Raw genomic sequence first — 16297 nt, forward strand, 5'->3', positions numbered from 1 at the left:
GTCGTCATCTCGCCTCATCGTCGCCGACCTTGAGGTAAGACATCGGATCTGTGCCGTGGCCCGCCTCCGCCAGCACACGCGACACCAGGCGGAGCGCCACCGATCGGCGGATCGGCTGGCCCTTGCGAAGCTTGCTCCAGGTGTTCCAGCTGATGCCGAACTGATTGGTCAACCCGAACGCGGTCTGTGACGCGCAGCGACGCGCCATGTCCGAAACCAGGCCAAGATCGACGACATAAGCCCGCGGCGGGTTGACGTCGTGCAGGCTGTTTCCTTCACTCGGCATTTTGCACCTCAAGCTGGGATGTTGGAGGAAGCCAGGGCATCGCCTCTGCGAGGCGCTGCTCGATTGTATTAATGGCGCCTTCGGACAGCAGGGCCTCCCCGATCGGGTCGAGCCCGGCGAGCAACCGGCGACGCGACGCCGGTGCTATGTCGAAGGCGAACTCGGACGCATCGGCTCCGACCGTCTGGCGCTCGAGGTCGACCGTGATGGTCCCGCCCCGGCCGGCGACAGCGAGCAACTCGGCATGCGCAGCGGCATCGACGACCACGGGCAGCAAGCCGTTGTTGACCGAATTATTGAAGAAGATGTCGGCGAAGCTCGTCGAGATCACACAGCGAAAGCCGAAGTCGAGCAACGCCCAGGGCGCATGCTCGCGGCTCGAGCCGCACCCGAAATTGTCTCCCGCCACCAAGATCGTGGCGGTATCGAAGGGCGGCGTATCGAGGACGAAGCCACCGATCTTGCGGCCATCCTGATCGTGCCGCTGATCGTAGAACAACCCGGCCGCCAAGCCGACGCGGGTGATCGTCTTGAGAAACTGCTTCGGCACGATCTGGTCGGTGTCGATATTGGCGGCCGGCAGGGCGCAAGCGACGCCGGTGTGGCGAACGAACGGCGTCACGACTGCAGCTCGCGCACGTCGCACAGCCGGCCGGTCACGGCAGCCGCGGCGGCCATCACCGGGCTGAGCAGATGCGTGCGACCGCCCCTGCCCTGCCGTCCCTCGAAATTGCGGTTCGACGTCGAGGCGCAGCGCTCGCCGGGAGCCAGCCGGTCAGGGTTCATGCCCAGGCACATCGAGCAACCGGGCTCGCGCCACTCGCAGCCGGACGCAATGAAGATCGCGTCGAGGCCCTCGTCTTCGGCTTGCCGGCGGACCAGCCCCGATCCGGGGACGACGAGCACACGCACCCCCGCAGCCACCCGGCGCCCGTGCAGGATCGACGCAGCGGCGCGCAAATCCTCGATGCGACTGTTGGTGCAGCTACCGATAAAGACGCGCTGCACCGGGGTCCCGGCAATCGGCTGGCTCGCTTCGAGACCCATATAGGCGAGCGCCTGTTCCAGGTCGTGGCGCAGCGCCGGGTCGGCGATCGAAGCCGGGTCGGGAATGTTCTCATCGATCGCGACGACCTGCTCGGGGCTCGTGCCCCAGCTGACTTGCGGCGCCAGGCCGGCCACCTGGACGACCACCTCGACATCGAAACGCGCGGCCGGGTCGGTGTGCAGCCCGCGCCAGTAGCTGACGGCGCGGGTCCAGTCGGCACCCTTCGGCGATGCGGGGCGTCCCTCCAGATAGGCGATGGTCGTATCATCGGGAGCGATCAGGCCGGCACGTGCGCCAGCCTCGATCGTCATGTTGCAAAGGGTCATGCGGCCCTCCATCGACAGGCGCTCGACGGCGGTCCCGGCATATTCGATGACGCAGCCGGTCGCGCCGCCGGTGCCGATCTGGCGGATCATCGCCAGCGCCAGATCCTTGGCACCGACACCGGCGGGCAAGTCGCCTTCGAAGCGCACCAGCATGTTCCGCGACTTGCTGGTGCGCAGCGTCTGGGTGGCGAGGACGTGCTCGACCTCGGAGGTGCCGATGCCGTGCGCCAGCGCGCCGAAAGCTCCGTGCGTCGATGTGTGGCTGTCCCCGCAGACGATCGTCATGCCGGGCTGGGTGCGCCCCTGCTCGGGACCGACGACATGGACAATGCCATTGCGGATGTCGCCCATCTGGAACGCCTCGATACCGAACCGGTCGACGTTGTCTTGCAGGGTCTCCAGTTGTAGCCGAGCCTCGGGATCCTTGACCGCGACAAGCCCGTCTGACTGCCCTTCGGTCGGAATATTGTGATCGAATACCGCCAGCGTCCGCTCGGGCCGGCGTACGCCGCGGTCAGCTGCATCAAGACCCGAAAACGCCTGCGGGCTGGAGATCTCGTGCAGCAGGTGAAGATCGATATACAGCAGCGACTCACCATTGCCGCCAACCGGTGCAGCGTGCGCATCCCAAAGTTTATCGTAAAGAGTCCGTGCCGTGGACAATGCATCCAGTCCCTTATGTATACGAATTAACCCAATCCGCGCTGGAACACCGTCATAAGGCTGTCATGGCCGGCAGGTGTCAAGGCTGGCCGAGCCCAAATGTGTACAGATATGTGATTGTTTACGTTGGTCGCTTTTCTGCAGCAGAGTGGCTCGTGTTGCATCGGATTGCTGAAGTTCAATTCGGCCGCACTCGAATGGCTCGCGAGTCCGATGCCTTAGCGGCTTCCGCCGGCGGCAATGGTCACCGCAGGGCACCATCGCTTATTCGTCGCCCAATCGTCATTTAATGTCTCGCGCTGCGCCGCCCTATGGACATGGGCAAAGCTCGCGAACAAAGTAACGGCCTGGTTCCATTCCATATGGATCGCAGTTCGTTGAGCGGTTCCCCAGTCACGGGCCCGCTACGAGATCCGGAAATCGATACCGGCATCCGTGAGGAACGCTAGATTATGAGTAACACCGTCAAGCTGGAAGACATGCGCTTCGGCAACTTCATCCCGCCGATCCACATGGGCCGGGAGAACCCGACGTTGTGCATCGAGCGCGACATGCAGGTGATCGAGCATCTCGACCGACTGGGCTTCCAGGAAGCGTGGATCGGCGAACATCACTCCGGAGGCGGCGAACTGATCGCGTCGCCAGAGTTGATCATCGCCGTCATGGCCGGGCGCACCCGCTCGATCAAACTGGGCACCGGGGTCAACTCGCTACCGTATCACCACCCGCTGATCCTCGCGGATCGCTGGATGCAGCTTCATCATATGACGCGCGGCCGCGCCATGTTCGGCAGCGGCCCCGGCTCGCTGCCCTCGGACGCAAAGGCGATGGGCATCCCGGTATCGAAGCAGCGCGACCGCATGGAAGAGTCGCTTGCCTGCATCGCCAAGCTGATGCGCGGCGAGACGGTGAGCTACTCCTGCGATTGGTTCGAGCTGCACGACGCCAGCCTGCAGTTGCGCCCTTATGACAATGTGCCGGTCGAGATGACCACGGCCTGCGTCGTCTCGCCGTCGGGTCCGATGGCGGCGGGCAAGAACGGTACGAACATGATGACGATGAGTGCCACGGCGCCGGCAGCGCTCAAGGCGGCGTCGGCGAACTGGCAGGTCGCCTGCGATTTCGCCGAAAAGAATGGTCACACGATGGACCGGCGCGGCTGGCGCATGGTCGGCCTATGCCATGTCGCTGAAACGCGCGAGCAGGCGCTGAAGGATGTCGAGTATGGCTTGCTCGATTGGGTCCGATATTTCGACGAGATCGGGACGCTGCCGATGGTGCCGCCCGAAGGCAAGAGCGACCCGATCGGCTATATGATCGAGACCGGCTTCGCTGTGATCGGCACGCCCGAAGATGCGACCAAGCAGATCCAGATGCTTTGGGACGCGTCGGGCGGCTTCGGCTGCTACCTGATCTGCGACCTGAACTGGGCGCCGTTCGACGCCAAATTGAAATCTTACGAACTGTTCGCGCGCTACACGATGCCCGTCATCAAGGATATGAACCGCGGTCGGCAATTATCGCATGACCGGATCCTGTCGAAGCACGAAGCGTCCGTAATCGAGCAGCGCGCAGCGATGGCAGCGCAGTTCGAGAAGCTCGAAAAGGCCAAGTCGGTATCGACCCAAGCCTGACGCCTGCGACAAATTCGGTAAGCTCATCGAACGGCGGACCCGGGCACGTTCGACCGCTATCCATACCCAGGTGCACGCCAGCTGCGCACGGTCGCTATCGTTGACCAGCCTTGATCGGACAGCCGGTCGCAACGATGTAACCGACGCCAGGAACTGCACCTGCGGGCGGAGACGGAGATGGCGAAGGCCGGCTTTGGCGGTGGGTGCCATTGGTGCACGGAGGGGGTGTTCCAGGCGTTGCGCGGCGTCACGCAGGTCGACCAGGGCTTTGTCCAGTCCAACGCGCCGGCAGATAATTGGGCGGAGGGAGTGATTGTCACCTTCGATCCCGCGGTGATCGGGTTGGGCATGCTATCCGAGGTGCATCTGAGGACGCACTCCGCCACCCGGGGCCGCTCACCCCGCGGCAAGTATCGCAGCGCGATCTACATCTTCGACGACAGTCAGCAGCACGAGGCCGACCTGGCGATCGCGCGCTATGCGGAAGAAACCGGCAAGGCGGTGCATACCCTCGTTCTGCCGTTCAGGGGGTTCAAGGCGTCCGACACGCGCTTCCAGAACTATTATGCGACCGACCCAAGCCGGCCGTTCTGTCGCCGCTACATCGACCCTAAGCTGGACTATATCCGACAGCATTTCCGGGAGGTGGCCCTGCCCGAAGCAGGCGCTAAGACATAGCATCGCGCCGGCGACGGTCGATCGCGAGACCAGATCTCGACCGGTTACTTCAACCGCAACGTCAACCCCGCAGCGACGAACAGCACGGCGGTGGCAGCTTCGGCGACCCGCTGGTGCAGGCGACCGGCCTCGTCCCTGAACCGGCGACCGAGGGGATTGTCGGGGACGATGCCGAGCCCGACCTCGTTACTCACCAGGATGACCGGACACCCGGCTGTGCCCAGTGCACCGAGCAGATCGTCGCTCGCCCGCTTCATGTCATCACCCGCGAGCAGGATGTTGCTCGTCCATAATGTCAGGCAGTCGACCAGCACTACCTGTCCGGGCACGGCTTCGCGCGCCAGAGCAGCGGGCAGGTCCAGCGGACAGTCGATGGTTCGCCACGCGGGGCCACGATCGGCTTTGTGACAGGCGATGCGCTCGGACATCTCCTCGTCGAAGGCCTGTCCGGTCGCCAGGTACGCCAGTCTCGCCCCGGACTTTTCGGCTTGTTGCTCAGCCATTTGCTGCGCCAGCCGGCTTTTGCCCGACCGCGCGCCGCCAAGCAGAAAAGTAACGCTCTTGTCCGTCACACTTGCCTCCGCCGCGTCATCCGCATATCGAGGCGGTGCGACAGGTTCCCAGAAATGGGAATAATAGGGAACCCGGAAGCGGACATCGTGTCTGTAGACCGGGGCTGTACCCGCAACTGTGACCGGCGAGCGGTCGCTCCATCGTGCCACTGGAAACCTTCGCGTTTCCGGGAAGGCGGAGCGGACGTGTCGACCCGGGAGCCAGGAGACCTGCCTGTCGCGGTCGGTCCTTTGCGCGGACGTGGTTATCCGTGCGATCGAGGTTCTCCTCGCGTGACGACATCGAACGGGGTGGCGCGCGTGATGGGTTTCGACCGTTTCACTGGCTACGCAGTCGTGCCTTTGGCGCGCGTGACCCCTTGTGTTGAACAAGGAGGCACCATGCGCTCGTATTCCGTCGTTTTTCTCGCAGCCGTATCACTCGCGGCCGTCGCTCATGCCGACGAGGCCGATGACTCCATCGTCGTCACCGCCAACCGCTCGCCGCAGCCGCTCAGCCGCGTCGGCCAATCGATCACCGTCATCGACGCCGCCGAGATCGTCCGCCGCCAGACCGATGACGTCGCCGCGATCCTGCGCACCGTCCCGGGCGTCACCATCGCCCGTAACGGCGGCGTCGGCACCAGCACCTCGGTGTTCATCCGCGGCGCCGAGAGCGACCAGACCGTCGCGCTGATCGACGGCGTCAAGCTGAACGACCCGTCGTCACCGGGTGGCGGCTTCAACTTCGGCAATTTGCTGACCGGCAACATCGCCCGCATCGAAGTGCTGCGCGGGGCCCAGTCGGTACTGTGGGGCAGCCAGGCGATCGGCGGCGTCGTCAACATGATCACCACGCCGCCGACCGAGGAACTGTCCGTCAATGTCCGAGGCGAGTACGGCTATCGCGACACCGGCCAGTTGGTCGGCAACATCTCGGGCAAGGCGGGGCCGCTGTCCGCCAGCGCCGGGGCCGGCTATTTCCGCACCGACGGCATTTCGTCGTTCAGCGAAGCGCGGGGCGGCAACGAGAAGGACGGCTACCGCAACTTCGGCGCCAACGCCAACCTCAACCTGGCGCTGAGCGACGCCGTCTCGATCGACGCGCGCGGCTGGTACAGCAACGGCAAGGTCGGCATCGACGGCTTCCCGGCCCCGACCTTTGCCTTCGGCGACACGCGCGAAGTCTCGCGGACCCGCGAGCTGGTCGGCTACACCGGGCTCAACGTCGCGCTGTTCGACGGACGTTTCCACAACCGCCTGGGCTATGCCTACACCGACACCAAGCGCCGCAACGAGGACCCGGACAGTACTCCGACCGAGACCTTCGCCTCCAAGGGTCGCAACCAGCGGATCGAGTATCAGGGCGTCTTCGACATCGCGACGGGCTGGCAGGCGACCGGCGGGCTGGAGCGCGAAACCTCGCACTACACCACCGGCGGCGGGTTCAACACGACGACGCGCGGCCATGCCCGGCTCAACAGCGTCTATGGCCAGCTGCTCGCCACGCCGATCGACAATTTGACCCTGACCGGCGGCGTCCGCCATGACGACCACGACCGCTTCGGCGGCGCGACGACCTGGGCGACCAGCGGCGTCTACACGCCGGGCGGCAAGGGCACGACGATCCGCGCCAGCTACAGCGAGGGCTTCAAGGCACCGTCGCTGTATCAATTGCAGAGCGAGTACGGCAATCAGCTGCTCCGTCCCGAGCGCTCCAGGGGCTGGGACGCCGGGGTCACGCAGCGCCTCGTCGACGACCGCATCGAGGCGAGCGCCACCTATTTCCGGCGCAACTCGCGCGACCTGATCAACTTCATCTCGTGCTTCACGCCGCTGACCGGGATCTGCACGGGCCGCCCGTTCGGCACCTACGACAACGTCGCGCGGGCGCGGGCGGAAGGCGTCGAGCTGGGCCTGACACTGCGCCCGGTCGATGCGCTGCGGCTCCAGGCCAACTACACCTACACGGATTCGCGCAACCGCTCGCCGGGCAACGCCAATTTCGACAAGCAGTTGATCCGGCGCCCGAAGAACAGCGCCAGCACGTTGGTCGATTACAGCTGGCCGTTCGGGCTGGAGACCGGTGCGACGGTGACCATGGTCGGTGCCAGCTTCGATACCGCCAACAACAGCCGCCGCGTCCAGGGCTATGTGCTCACCGACATCCGCGCCTCGCTGCCGGTCGGCAAGAACATCGAGGTCTTCGGCCGCGTCGAGAATTTGTTCGACGAGAAGTACGAGACGATCTTCCGCTACGGCACGCCGGGACGCGCCGCCTATGTCGGTGCGCGGTTGCACATCTGATGCCGGCAGCGCGCGCCTCGGTCGCGGAGTTCGCCGTTCACGGTGGGCGTCTCGACCTGGCGCGCGCGGTCTACGGCGGCGACGACTGGCTCGACCTGTCGACCGGGATCAGTCCCTGGGCCTATCCGGCGCGGGTCGAGCCGTTGGCGTGCACCGCGCTGCCAGGTCCGGAGGCACTTGCCGGGCTCGAGGCTGCGGCGGCGGCGACGATCGGCCATGACCCCGCCGCGACGGTCGCAGTACCCGGCAGCGACATCGGCCTGCGGCTGCTGGCCACTGTGATCGGCGCGGCGCGGGTCGCGGTCGTCGGTCCAGGCTATTCAGGCCATGTCGCGATGTGGGATGGGGCGACGGTCACGACGATCGGCGCCGGCGAGATCGCGGCGGCAGCCGAGACCTGTGACGCGGTGATCCTGGCGCGGCCCAACAATCCCGATGGGAACGTCGTCGATGCGGTGGTCCTGGCGGCAGCAGCGGCCAGCCTCGCCGGACGCGGCGGCTGGCTGATCGTCGACGAGGCGTTCGTCGACGCGACCCCCGAGGTCGCGCTGGCGCCGCAACCCGGGCTGATCGTCCTGCGCTCGTTCGGCAAGTTCTTCGGGCTCGCCGGACTGCGGCTCGGTTTCGTCGTCGCCCCGCCGGGCATCGTCGCGGCCCTGCGCCGGCGCCTGGGGGACTGGCCGATTTCCGGTCCGGCGATCGTCGTCGGCACCGCTGCCTACCGTGACATCGACTGGCAGGCCGGGCAGCGCCTGCGGCTGACAAGCGCGAAGACGCACCTCGACGGCTTGCTGCAGGCTGCCGGGTTCACGATCGCCGGCGGGACGATGTTGTTCCGGCTCGTCGATACCCCCGACGCCGGTGCCGTGTTCGAGCATCTTGCAGGACACGCTATCCTGACCCGCCCGTTAACCGCCAACCCGCGCCGTCTGCGGATCGGACTGCCTGCCGACTGGACCAGGCTCACTCATGCGTTGAGGCAATCATGACCGAGACAGAAGACGATTTCGCCCGGCACAACGCCCGGATGCTGCGCGTCCAGGCGGCGCGCGAGCGGATCCAGGCGCGGCATACGCTGGAGCGCGGACTGCTCATCGTCCACACCGGCAACGGCAAGGGCAAGTCGTCCTCCGCCTTCGGCATGGCGATCCGCAGCCTCGGCTGGGGCATGAAGGTCGGCATCGTTCAGTATGTGAAGGGCTCGTGGGAGACCGGCGAGAAGAACTTCTTCCAGTCGCAGCCCGACCTGCTGACCTTCGAAGTCATGGGCGAGGGCTTCACCTGGGACACGCAGGACCGCGCTCGCGATATTGCTGCCGCCCGCGCCGCCTGGGAACGGTCGAAGGAGCTGATCCTCGACCCCGCCTATGACTTCGTCATCCTCGACGAATTGAACATCGTCCTGCGCCACGACACGCTGCCGATCGCCGAGATCGTCGAGTTCCTGAGCGCCCGCCCGTTGACCAAGCACATCTGCATCACCGGGCGGAATGCAAAGCCGGAGCTGATCGAAATCGCCGACCTCGTCACCGAGTTCGAGGAGGTCAAGCACCCCTTCAAGGCCGGCTTCAAGGCACAGAAGGGCGTCGAATATTGATCGCCATGATCGCCCTGGCGCTGGCCGCGCCGCGTATCGTGTCGATCAACCCGTGCGTCGATGCGGTGCTGATGGAGGTCGCCGACGCCCGTGAGATCGCCGGTATCAGCCATTATTCGCAGAACCCGCGCGCCACCTCGATCGACCTGGCGCTCGCCACGCGCTTCAAGGCGACGTCCGGCACTGCAGAGGAAGTCGTCGCGCTGGCCCCCGACCTGGTCATCGCCGGCGCGCATGTCGCGCCCTCGACCATCGCCGCGCTGCGCCGCATGAACATCAAGCTGATCCAGCTGCCCGTCCCCGACAGCATCGCCGAGAGCAACGCCCAGATCCTGACCATCGCCGCCGCCGCCGGGCACCCGGAGCGCGGCACCCGCCTCGTCGCCCGCATCGACGCCGCCGTGCGCAGCGCCAGCACCGCGAGCCCGGCGATCCCGGCGCTGATCTGGCAAGGCGGCGGACTGGTGCCGGGCACGGCGACCCTCGCCGACGAGCTGCTGCGGGTCAGCGGCTTCCACAATCTCAGCAGCGACTACGGCCTGAAGCGTTGGGACGTGCTGCCGCTCGAATATCTGGTGGCGAAGCCGCCGCGGGTGCTGTTCACTGTTGGCGACATCGGCCACGACGACCGCATGCTGGGACACCCCGTGCTCCAGTCGCTGAGCCGGCGCATCGCCGTCCGCAGCTATTCCGAACGCCTGCTTCACTGTGGCGGCCCGACGATCATCGACGCGGTCGGGCGTCTCGCCGCCGTGCGGAAGTCGCTATGAGCCGCGCCGCTCGCTTCAACATCCTGCTGGCGGTGGCGCTGGTCGCGGCGATGCTGCTGTCGCTGATATCCGGCAAGGTCTGGCTGCCGTGGAGCGCCTGGCACGCCACCGACCCGCGCTGGCTGATCATCTTCGAGTTGCGGATGCCGCGCACCGTGCTGGGCGCGGCGGTCGGTGCGGCGCTCGGCCTGTCGGGTGCGGCGATGCAGGGCTATCTTCGCAACCCGCTCGCCGATCCCGGGCTGTTCGGCGTGTCGGCCGGGGCGGCGCTGGGTGCGGTGCTGTCGCTGTTCTTCGGCTATACCGCGTCGGCGCTGCTGCTGCCGGCATTCGCGCTGACCGGCGCGGCGGTGGCGATGGCGCTGCTGGCCTTGCTGGCGGGGCGATCGGGCAGCCTGATCGTCTTCACGCTGTCAGGCGTGATCCTGTCGAGCGTCGCCGGGTCGATGACGGCGCTGGCGATCAGCCTTGCACCGACGCCGTTCGCGACCTCGCAGATCGTCACCTGGCTGATGGGCGCGCTGACTGATCGCAGCTGGGACGATGTCTGGATCGCACTGCCGATCATCACGCTCGGGGCGGTGCTGCTCGGCCTGACCGCGCGGTCGCTCGACGCGCTGACGCTGGGCGAGGCGGCCGCACGCTCGATGGGTGTCGATCCGCGCCTGCTGCAATGGCTGATCGTCACCGGCGTCGGGCTGTGCGTCGGTGCCTCGGTCGCCGCAGCGGGGATCATCGGCTTCGTCGGGCTGATGGTGCCGCACCTCGTTCGGCCGTTCGCCGGGCACCGGCCCTCGGCGGTACTGCTGCCCTCCGCTATCGGCGGCGCCCTGCTGCTGGTGCTGGCCGACAGCCTCGTCCGCCTCGCGCCGACGGTCAGCGAGCTTCGCCTCGGCATCGCCATGTCGATGCTCGGCGGGCCGTTCTTCCTCGTCCTGCTGCTCCGGATGCGGAGGAAGCTGGCATGATGATCGCCGAGACCCTGTCGCTGACGCTGGGCGGCGCGCTGATCCTCGACACCGTGTCCGCGAGCTTCGCGCCCGGTCGCGTCACTGCGGTGCTGGGCCCCAACGGCGCCGGCAAGTCGACATTGCTGGCCTGCCTGGCGGGCATGCGCGAGGCCGACACCGGCCGCGTGCTGGTCGGCGGCACCGCGCGCGCCGACCTGCCGCGCCGCGAACTCGCGCGTCGTATCGGCTTCCTGCCGCAGATCGGCGACGTGCACTGGGACATCGACGTCGAGACGCTGGTCGAGCTCGGGCGCTTCCCGCACCGGGGCCGCTGGGGGGACAGCGACGCCGACCGGGCGGCAGTGACGCGCGCGATGGCGGCGACCGACGTGACGCGCTTTGCCGGACGCACCGTCAACACCCTGTCCGGCGGCGAGCGCGCCCGCGTCCTGCTGGCGCGGGTCCTCGCCGGGGAGCCCGAATGGCTGCTGGCCGACGAGCCGCTGGCCAACCTCGACCCGGCGCACCAGCTCGACGGGCTCGACAGCCTGCGTGCGGTCGCCGCGGCAGGCGCGGGGGTGATCGTCGTGCTCCACGATCTCAACCAGGCGGCGCGGGTCGCCGACGATGTGCTGCTGATGCGCGATGGGCGGGTGATCGCGCAGGGGCCGCCGGATGCGGTGCTGACCCCCGAGCTGATCCAGCGGACCTACGGCGTCGCCGCGCATATCGGCGAGACGCCCGGGGGCCAGCGCTTCATCATCGCCACGCATCGAACATGACCGCGCGCGCCGAGCAGTTGCTGGCGGTGCTGATCGCCGAGGCGGTGCTCGGCTATCCCGCAGTGCTGCTGGCGGCGATCGGGCATCCGGTGAGCTGGATCGCGCGGCTGATCGAGGCGATGGAGCGGCGCTGGAATCACGGCGCGGGGGGACAGCGGCGAGCGGCGGGCGTGGCAGTGGTGCTGGTGCTGGTCGCCGTCGCGGGCGGAACAGGCTGGGCGATCACCGCGGCGTGCGGCCGGGGCTGGGGCATCGCCGTGCTGGTCCTGATCGCCACCACCGGCCTGGCGCAGCGCAGCCTCGACGATCATGTCCGCGCCGTGCTGCGCCCGCTGCGCACCGGCGACCTGTCGGCGGCACGCGTCGCAGTCGCCGCGATCGTCGGCCGCGATACGGCGAAGCTCGACGAGACCGGAGTTGCGTTGGCGGCCACCGAAAGCCTTGCCGAAAGCTTTTGCGACGGGGTGGTCGCACCCGCCTTCTGGTTCCTGGTCGCAGGGCTCCCCGGCCTGCTGGCGTGCAAGGCGATCAACACAGCGGACTCGCTGATCGGGCACCGCGACGCACGCTACGGCGACTTCGGCCGAGCTTCGGCGCGGGCCGACGACCTGGTCAATCTGATCCCCGCGCGGATCAGCGGCGTATTGATCGCAATCGCCGGCGGCGGCGGTTTCGGCACGATGCTGCGCGATGCGCGCCACCACGCGTCGCCAAACGGTGGCTGGCCGGAGGCGGCGATGGCGGGGGCGCTGGGGCGCCAGCTCGGCGGTCCGGTCAGCTACGACGGGGAGCCCGCCTGGCGCGCGCCGATGGGACGCGGTCCGGGCCCCGACGCCGGCGACCTGGCGCGGGCACTGCGCATCTATCGTCTCGCCTGCCTGCTGCTATGGCTGATCGTCGGGGTTGTCGCATGGCGAGCGTGATGCTGCAGGGCACCGGGTCGGACGTCGGCAAGTCGGTGCTGGTTGCCGGGCTGTGCCGCCTGTTCACCAATCGCGGGCTGACGGTGCGCCCGTTCAAGCCGCAGAACATGTCGAACAACGCCGCCGTGACCGCCGATGGCGGCGAGATCGGACGGGCGCAGGCGCTGCAGGCGCTGGCCTGCCGGACGCCACCGACGACCGACATGAACCCGGTGCTGATCAAGCCGCAGTCCGACACCGGGGCGCAGGTCGTCGTCCACGGCCGCGTCCTCGGCCAGTTGCGCGCCGCCGACTATCAGCAGCGCAAGGGCGAGCTGCTGGGCGCCGTGCTCGCCTCCTATGCGCGCCTCCGCGTCGGCGTCGACCTGGTCATCGTCGAGGGCGCGGGCAGCCCGGCGGAGATCAACCTGCGCCCTGGCGATATCGCCAACATGGGCTTCGCGAGGCCCGCCGGAGTGCCGGTGGTGCTGGTCGGCGACATCGACCGCGGCGGAGTCATCGCCGCGCTGGTCGGCACCAGGGTGGTGCTCGACAACGACGATGCGGCGATGATCCGCGGCTTCCTGATCAACAAGTTCCGGGGCGACCCACGCCTGTTCGACGACGGTTATGCCGAGATCGCGCGCCGCACCGGCTGGTCGGGCCTCGGCGTCGTGCCGTGGCTCGCGGCGGCGCGGCAACTGCCCGCCGAGGACGCGGTCGTGCTCGATACCGCAGCCCGCGGCGGCGGAGCGGTGACGATCGCGGTGCCGATGCTGTCGCGTATCGCCAACTTCGACGACTTCGATCCGCTGCTGCACGAGCCCGGCGTCCGACTGGTCATGGTGCCTCCCGGCCAGCCGATCCCCGCCGACGCCGCGCTGGTCATCATCCCGGGCACCAAGGCGACGATCGCCGACCTGGCGTTCCTGCGCGCGCAGGGCTGGGACATCGATATCGCTGCACACGTCCGGCGCGGTGGGCGGCTGCTCGGCATCTGCGGCGGCTACCAGATGCTCGGCACCAGCATCGCCGATCCCCAGGGCGTCGAAGGCGCTCCGGAAACAGTGGCCGGGCTGGGCTATCTGCCGGTCGAGACGCTGTTCACCGGCGACAAGACCCTCACCGAAGTGACCGGCACCAGCGTCGGCGACGGCGCGACGTTCGACGGCTATGAAATCCACTCCGGCCGTACCGTCGTCGCGCCCGGAACCGCGCCGCTGCTGAGATTGAAGGACGGATCGTTCGACGGTGCGATCAGCCCGGACGGGCGGGTGGCGGGCTGCTATATCCACGGCCTGTTCGGCCATCCAGCGCAGCGTGCGGCGTGGCTGGCACAGCTTGGCGCTGTCTCGGACGGCATCGACCAGTCGCAGCGGGTCGATGCCGCGCTCGATACGCTGGCAGCGGCGCTGGCCGAGCATGTCGATACCGAAGCGCTGCTCGCCATCGCAAGGACTGCTGCATGATCGACGCCTGGGCTCGCCTCGACGCTCTTGCCAAGCCGCACCGCAGCCTCGGCAGGCTGGAGATGCTGGCAGCCCGGCTGGCGACTATCCAGCGCCGGCTCGATCCTGTCACCCGCCCGCGCCGCATCGTGCTGTTCGCCGCCGATCACGGCGTCACCGCGCAGGGGGTTTCGGCCTGGCCGTCGGCGGTAACCGGACTGATGATGGCGACGATCATCGCAGGTCGAGCGACGAGCAGCGCCCTCGCCCGGGCACATGATTGCGACCTCCGGCTGGTCGATGTCGGCGCGGTCTCCCCGCCGAAGCCTCCTCACCCGGACTTCTACGTCGCCGCCCCGGTGGCGCCAGGCACCGCCGACCTGTCGCTCCGCCCGGCGATGACCGCAGCGCAATTCGAAACGGCCTGGGCGGTCGGCGCGGACGAGGCACGACTTGCGGCCGCGGGACATGCCGTGCTGATCGCCGGCGAGATGGGCATCGGCAACACCACGGCGGCAGCGTGCCTGACGGCGCTGCTGGCAGACATTCCGGTCGATATCGCCGTCGGTCGCGGCGCTGGAGCCGATGACGCGATGCTGGCGGTCAAGGCGGGTATCGTCGCGGCGGCGGTCGCTCGGGCGCGAATGGAGGCGGAAGCCCAGACCGCAATCGCTGCCGTAGCCGGGTTCGAGATCGTCGCGATGGCCGGGTTCTTCGCAGCCGGCGCGGCGGCCGGCGCGACGCTGCTGCTCGACGGCTATGTCGCCACCGCGGCGGCGCTGATTGCCGAGCGCCTCGCACCCGGCACCGCCCGCTCGATGATCGCGGCGCACCTGTCGGCGGAACCGGGGCATGCGGCGGCGCTGGCCGCACTCGGCCTCGAACCCTTGCTCGATTGGGGGATGCGGCTGGGCGAGGGCACCGGCGCGCTGGTCGCCCTGCCGATGCTCGACAGTGCGGCGGCGCTGCTGAGCGATGTTGCGCTGCTGTCGGATCTCGGTGCCTGAGGTGCGGGAGCGCTGCCCGGCCTGGGCACCGCCGCTGCTCGCGGTGCAGTTCCTGACGCGCCTGCCGGTGCCGGGCACGGCGAGCCTGTCGCCGACCGTCGTCCATGTCGGACTGGGCCGCGCCGTCGCCTGGTTCCCGCTGGTCGGGGCGCTGGTCGGGGCGATCACGGCGGGGATCGCGCTCGCGGGGCACCAGCTTTGGCCAGCGTTCGTCGCGGTGCCGCTGGCGCTGGCGCTGGAGGCGCGGCTGACCGGGGCGTTCCACGAGGACGCGGTCGCCGACTTCTGCGATGCCTTTGGCGGCGGCCACGCACCGGACGACGTGCGCCGCATCATGAAGGACAGCCGCATCGGCAGCTATGGCGCGCTCGGGCTGGTCCTCGCGCTGCTGCTCCGCGCCGCCTTGATGATCGCGCTATTGTCGTCGCTGCCGCCGGTTGCCGCGGGGGTGGCGATCATCGCCTCGGCGACGTTCGGGCGGTTGCTCGCGGTCGGCGTGATGACCGTGGTGCCACCCGCAGCCAGCCCGGGCCTCGCCAGGGACGTCGCTGCGAATGTCGGCTGGCCGACGCTGATGTTCGCCTGCGTCACTGCGCTCCCCGGCCTGCTGGCCTATGGGCTGGCAGCCCCCACGCGGCTGGCGATCACGGTCGCGCTGGCGGCGGTGTTCGTCGCCTGGTTCAGGCGGCTGCTGTTGCGGCGCATCGGCGGCAGCACCGGCGACTGCCTCGGCTTTGCGGCCTATGTCGGACAGTTGCTGCTCCTGCTTGCCGCTGCGGCCCGGTGAGCGGTGAGGTCCTGCTGGTTCGCCATACCGAAGTCGCGCGCTATTGGCATGGTCGGTGCTATGGGCGCAGCGACGCTGGCCTGAGCCGGCGCGGCGCGCTGCACGCCGTCGAGGTCGCTGCCCGGATCGCGGCGTGGCGTCCCGACGCGATCGTCCATTCCGGACTGGGGCGTACAGCCCGGCTCGCCAGGCTGGTCGCTGCGCGCACCGGTCTCGACGCCGCCATCGATCCCGCCTGGCAGGAGCGCGACTTCGGCACCTGGGAGGGCATGCGCTGGTCGACGATCTACCGGGCGACCGGCAGCGCCATGGACGGCATGATCGACGATCCCGACGGCTTCCGCCCGGGCGGCGGCGAAACCACGAGCGAACTTGCCGACCGCGCGATGCTGGCGCTGGCCCGCCTGCCCGCCGGGCGGATCGCCGTCGTCAGCCACGGCGGCCCGATCGCCGCGATCCTCGGTCGAGGTGCCGACCAGCCGCCCCACGAGTGGCTGGCACTGGTACCTGCCTATGGGTCCACCACACCATTGATGGATCGCTGATCTTGCACTCGGGTCA

Annotated in this window: 17 protein-coding genes and 1 riboswitch; of the genes, 13 read left to right on the top strand and 4 right to left on the bottom strand. The window is 68.3% G+C overall.

The window, feature by feature from the left end:
* Window positions 1–4 precede the first annotated feature (4 nt).
* The 3 genes from ACOFKW_RS02100 to leuC are packed head-to-tail and all read right to left on the bottom strand — an operon-like array spanning window position 5 to window position 2323.
* A complete protein-coding gene (locus ACOFKW_RS02100; protein WP_419815701.1) occupies window positions 5–286 on the bottom strand; it encodes a hypothetical protein in 282 nt (93 codons plus the stop codon).
* A complete protein-coding gene (gene leuD / locus ACOFKW_RS02105; RefSeq protein WP_419815702.1) occupies window positions 276–908 on the bottom strand; it encodes a 3-isopropylmalate dehydratase small subunit in 633 nt (210 codons plus the stop codon). Before leuD ends, ACOFKW_RS02100 begins: the two co-directional genes overlap by 11 nt.
* Complete coding sequence (gene leuC, locus ACOFKW_RS02110) at window positions 905–2323, bottom strand: 3-isopropylmalate dehydratase large subunit (protein WP_419815703.1); 1419 nt, start codon at window positions 2321–2323, stop codon at window positions 905–907. The genes leuD and leuC overlap by 4 nt, the downstream gene beginning before the upstream one ends.
* Before the next feature lie 452 nt (window positions 2324–2775).
* Here leuC and ACOFKW_RS02115 point away from each other — a divergent pair, with 452 nt between their 5' ends.
* Window positions 2776–3957 carry an LLM class flavin-dependent oxidoreductase gene (locus tag ACOFKW_RS02115; protein ID WP_419815704.1) on the top strand — a complete coding sequence of 394 codons (1182 nt, stop codon included), beginning with the start codon at window positions 2776–2778 and terminating at the stop codon, window positions 3955–3957.
* Between the two features lie 177 nt (window positions 3958–4134).
* Window positions 4135–4635 (top strand): peptide-methionine (S)-S-oxide reductase, encoded by a 501-nt coding sequence (locus ACOFKW_RS02120; protein ID WP_419815705.1) that lies wholly within the window; start codon window positions 4135–4137, stop codon window positions 4633–4635.
* A gap of 44 nt (window positions 4636–4679) precedes the next feature.
* On the opposite strand, the gene cobU is transcribed toward ACOFKW_RS02120, so the two are convergent.
* Window positions 4680–5138 carry a bifunctional adenosylcobinamide kinase/adenosylcobinamide-phosphate guanylyltransferase gene (cobU, locus tag ACOFKW_RS02125; protein WP_419815706.1) on the bottom strand — a complete coding sequence of 153 codons (459 nt, stop codon included), beginning with the start codon at window positions 5136–5138 and terminating at the stop codon, window positions 4680–4682.
* A 94-nt stretch (window positions 5139–5232) separates the two neighbouring features.
* Window positions 5233–5440: riboswitch (cobalamin riboswitch) on the top strand.
* Between the two features lie 148 nt (window positions 5441–5588).
* On the opposite strand from cobU, the gene ACOFKW_RS02130 reads away from it, so the two are divergent.
* Genes ACOFKW_RS02130 through ACOFKW_RS02180 form a run of 11 tightly spaced genes read left to right on the top strand, consistent with a single transcriptional unit; the run spans window position 5589 to window position 16281 of the window.
* The gene (locus ACOFKW_RS02130) at window positions 5589–7493 is read left to right on the top strand and encodes a TonB-dependent receptor plug domain-containing protein (protein ID WP_419815707.1); all 1905 of its coding nucleotides are present in this window, start codon (window positions 5589–5591) and stop codon (window positions 7491–7493) included.
* The gene (locus ACOFKW_RS02135) at window positions 7493–8482 is read left to right on the top strand and encodes an aminotransferase class I/II-fold pyridoxal phosphate-dependent enzyme (protein ID WP_419815708.1); all 990 of its coding nucleotides are present in this window, start codon (window positions 7493–7495) and stop codon (window positions 8480–8482) included. Before ACOFKW_RS02130 ends, ACOFKW_RS02135 begins: the two co-directional genes overlap by 1 nt.
* Window positions 8479–9090, top strand: a complete 612-nt coding sequence (gene cobO / locus ACOFKW_RS02140; RefSeq protein ID WP_419815709.1) for a cob(I)yrinic acid a,c-diamide adenosyltransferase — start codon at window positions 8479–8481, stop codon at window positions 9088–9090. Before ACOFKW_RS02135 ends, cobO begins: the two co-directional genes overlap by 4 nt.
* A gap of 5 nt (window positions 9091–9095) precedes the next feature.
* Entirely contained in the window at window positions 9096–9860 is a 765-nt protein-coding gene (locus tag ACOFKW_RS02145; protein ID WP_419816850.1) for an ABC transporter substrate-binding protein, read from the top strand.
* Window positions 9857–10828 (top strand): FecCD family ABC transporter permease, encoded by a 972-nt coding sequence (locus ACOFKW_RS02150; RefSeq protein WP_419815710.1) that lies wholly within the window; start codon window positions 9857–9859, stop codon window positions 10826–10828. The genes ACOFKW_RS02145 and ACOFKW_RS02150 overlap by 4 nt, the downstream gene beginning before the upstream one ends.
* On the top strand, window positions 10825–11592 hold the full coding sequence (locus ACOFKW_RS02155; RefSeq protein WP_419815711.1) for an ABC transporter ATP-binding protein: 768 nt from the start codon (window positions 10825–10827) through the stop codon (window positions 11590–11592). The genes ACOFKW_RS02150 and ACOFKW_RS02155 overlap by 4 nt, the downstream gene beginning before the upstream one ends.
* Window positions 11589–12515, top strand: coding sequence for an adenosylcobinamide-phosphate synthase CbiB (gene cbiB / locus ACOFKW_RS02160; protein ID WP_419815712.1), 927 nt, complete (start codon window positions 11589–11591; stop codon window positions 12513–12515). The genes ACOFKW_RS02155 and cbiB overlap by 4 nt, the downstream gene beginning before the upstream one ends.
* On the top strand, window positions 12503–13963 hold the full coding sequence (locus ACOFKW_RS02165; protein WP_419815713.1) for a cobyric acid synthase: 1461 nt from the start codon (window positions 12503–12505) through the stop codon (window positions 13961–13963). Before cbiB ends, ACOFKW_RS02165 begins: the two co-directional genes overlap by 13 nt.
* Complete coding sequence (gene cobT / locus ACOFKW_RS02170) at window positions 13960–14949, top strand: nicotinate-nucleotide--dimethylbenzimidazole phosphoribosyltransferase (protein ID WP_419815714.1); 990 nt, start codon at window positions 13960–13962, stop codon at window positions 14947–14949. Before ACOFKW_RS02165 ends, cobT begins: the two co-directional genes overlap by 4 nt.
* A complete protein-coding gene (locus ACOFKW_RS02175; protein WP_419815715.1) occupies window positions 14942–15736 on the top strand; it encodes an adenosylcobinamide-GDP ribazoletransferase in 795 nt (264 codons plus the stop codon). Before cobT ends, ACOFKW_RS02175 begins: the two co-directional genes overlap by 8 nt.
* Window positions 15733–16281, top strand: a complete 549-nt coding sequence (locus tag ACOFKW_RS02180) for a histidine phosphatase family protein (protein WP_419815716.1) — start codon at window positions 15733–15735, stop codon at window positions 16279–16281. The genes ACOFKW_RS02175 and ACOFKW_RS02180 overlap by 4 nt, the downstream gene beginning before the upstream one ends.
* Window positions 16282–16297: the final 16 nt, after the last annotated feature.

Source organism: Glacieibacterium sp. (assembly GCF_965200405.1).
GTDB lineage: Bacteria > Pseudomonadota > Alphaproteobacteria > Sphingomonadales > Sphingomonadaceae > Glacieibacterium.

Bases quoted from the DNA above. Each gene is read 5' to 3' on its own strand.
- ACOFKW_RS02165 (WP_419815713.1), top strand. From the start codon at position 12,503: ATGGCGAGCGTGATGCTGCAGGGCACCGGGTCGGACGTCGGCAAGTCG.
- ACOFKW_RS02100 (WP_419815701.1), bottom strand. From the start codon at position 286: ATGCCGAGTGAAGGAAACAGCCTGCACGACGTCAACCCGCCGCGGGCT.
- ACOFKW_RS02130 (WP_419815707.1), top strand. From the start codon at position 5,589: ATGCGCTCGTATTCCGTCGTTTTTCTCGCAGCCGTATCACTCGCGGCC.
- cobO (WP_419815709.1), top strand. From the start codon at position 8,479: ATGACCGAGACAGAAGACGATTTCGCCCGGCACAACGCCCGGATGCTG.
- ACOFKW_RS02145 (WP_419816850.1), top strand. From the start codon at position 9,096: ATGATCGCCCTGGCGCTGGCCGCGCCGCGTATCGTGTCGATCAACCCG.
- cbiB (WP_419815712.1), top strand. From the start codon at position 11,589: ATGACCGCGCGCGCCGAGCAGTTGCTGGCGGTGCTGATCGCCGAGGCG.
- cobT (WP_419815714.1), top strand. From the start codon at position 13,960: ATGATCGACGCCTGGGCTCGCCTCGACGCTCTTGCCAAGCCGCACCGC.
- ACOFKW_RS02135 (WP_419815708.1), top strand. From the start codon at position 7,493: ATGCCGGCAGCGCGCGCCTCGGTCGCGGAGTTCGCCGTTCACGGTGGG.
- ACOFKW_RS02150 (WP_419815710.1), top strand. From the start codon at position 9,857: ATGAGCCGCGCCGCTCGCTTCAACATCCTGCTGGCGGTGGCGCTGGTC.
- ACOFKW_RS02155 (WP_419815711.1), top strand. From the start codon at position 10,825: ATGATGATCGCCGAGACCCTGTCGCTGACGCTGGGCGGCGCGCTGATC.
- ACOFKW_RS02115 (WP_419815704.1), top strand. From the start codon at position 2,776: ATGAGTAACACCGTCAAGCTGGAAGACATGCGCTTCGGCAACTTCATC.
- ACOFKW_RS02120 (WP_419815705.1), top strand. From the start codon at position 4,135: ATGGCGAAGGCCGGCTTTGGCGGTGGGTGCCATTGGTGCACGGAGGGG.
- cobU (WP_419815706.1), bottom strand. From the start codon at position 5,138: ATGGCTGAGCAACAAGCCGAAAAGTCCGGGGCGAGACTGGCGTACCTG.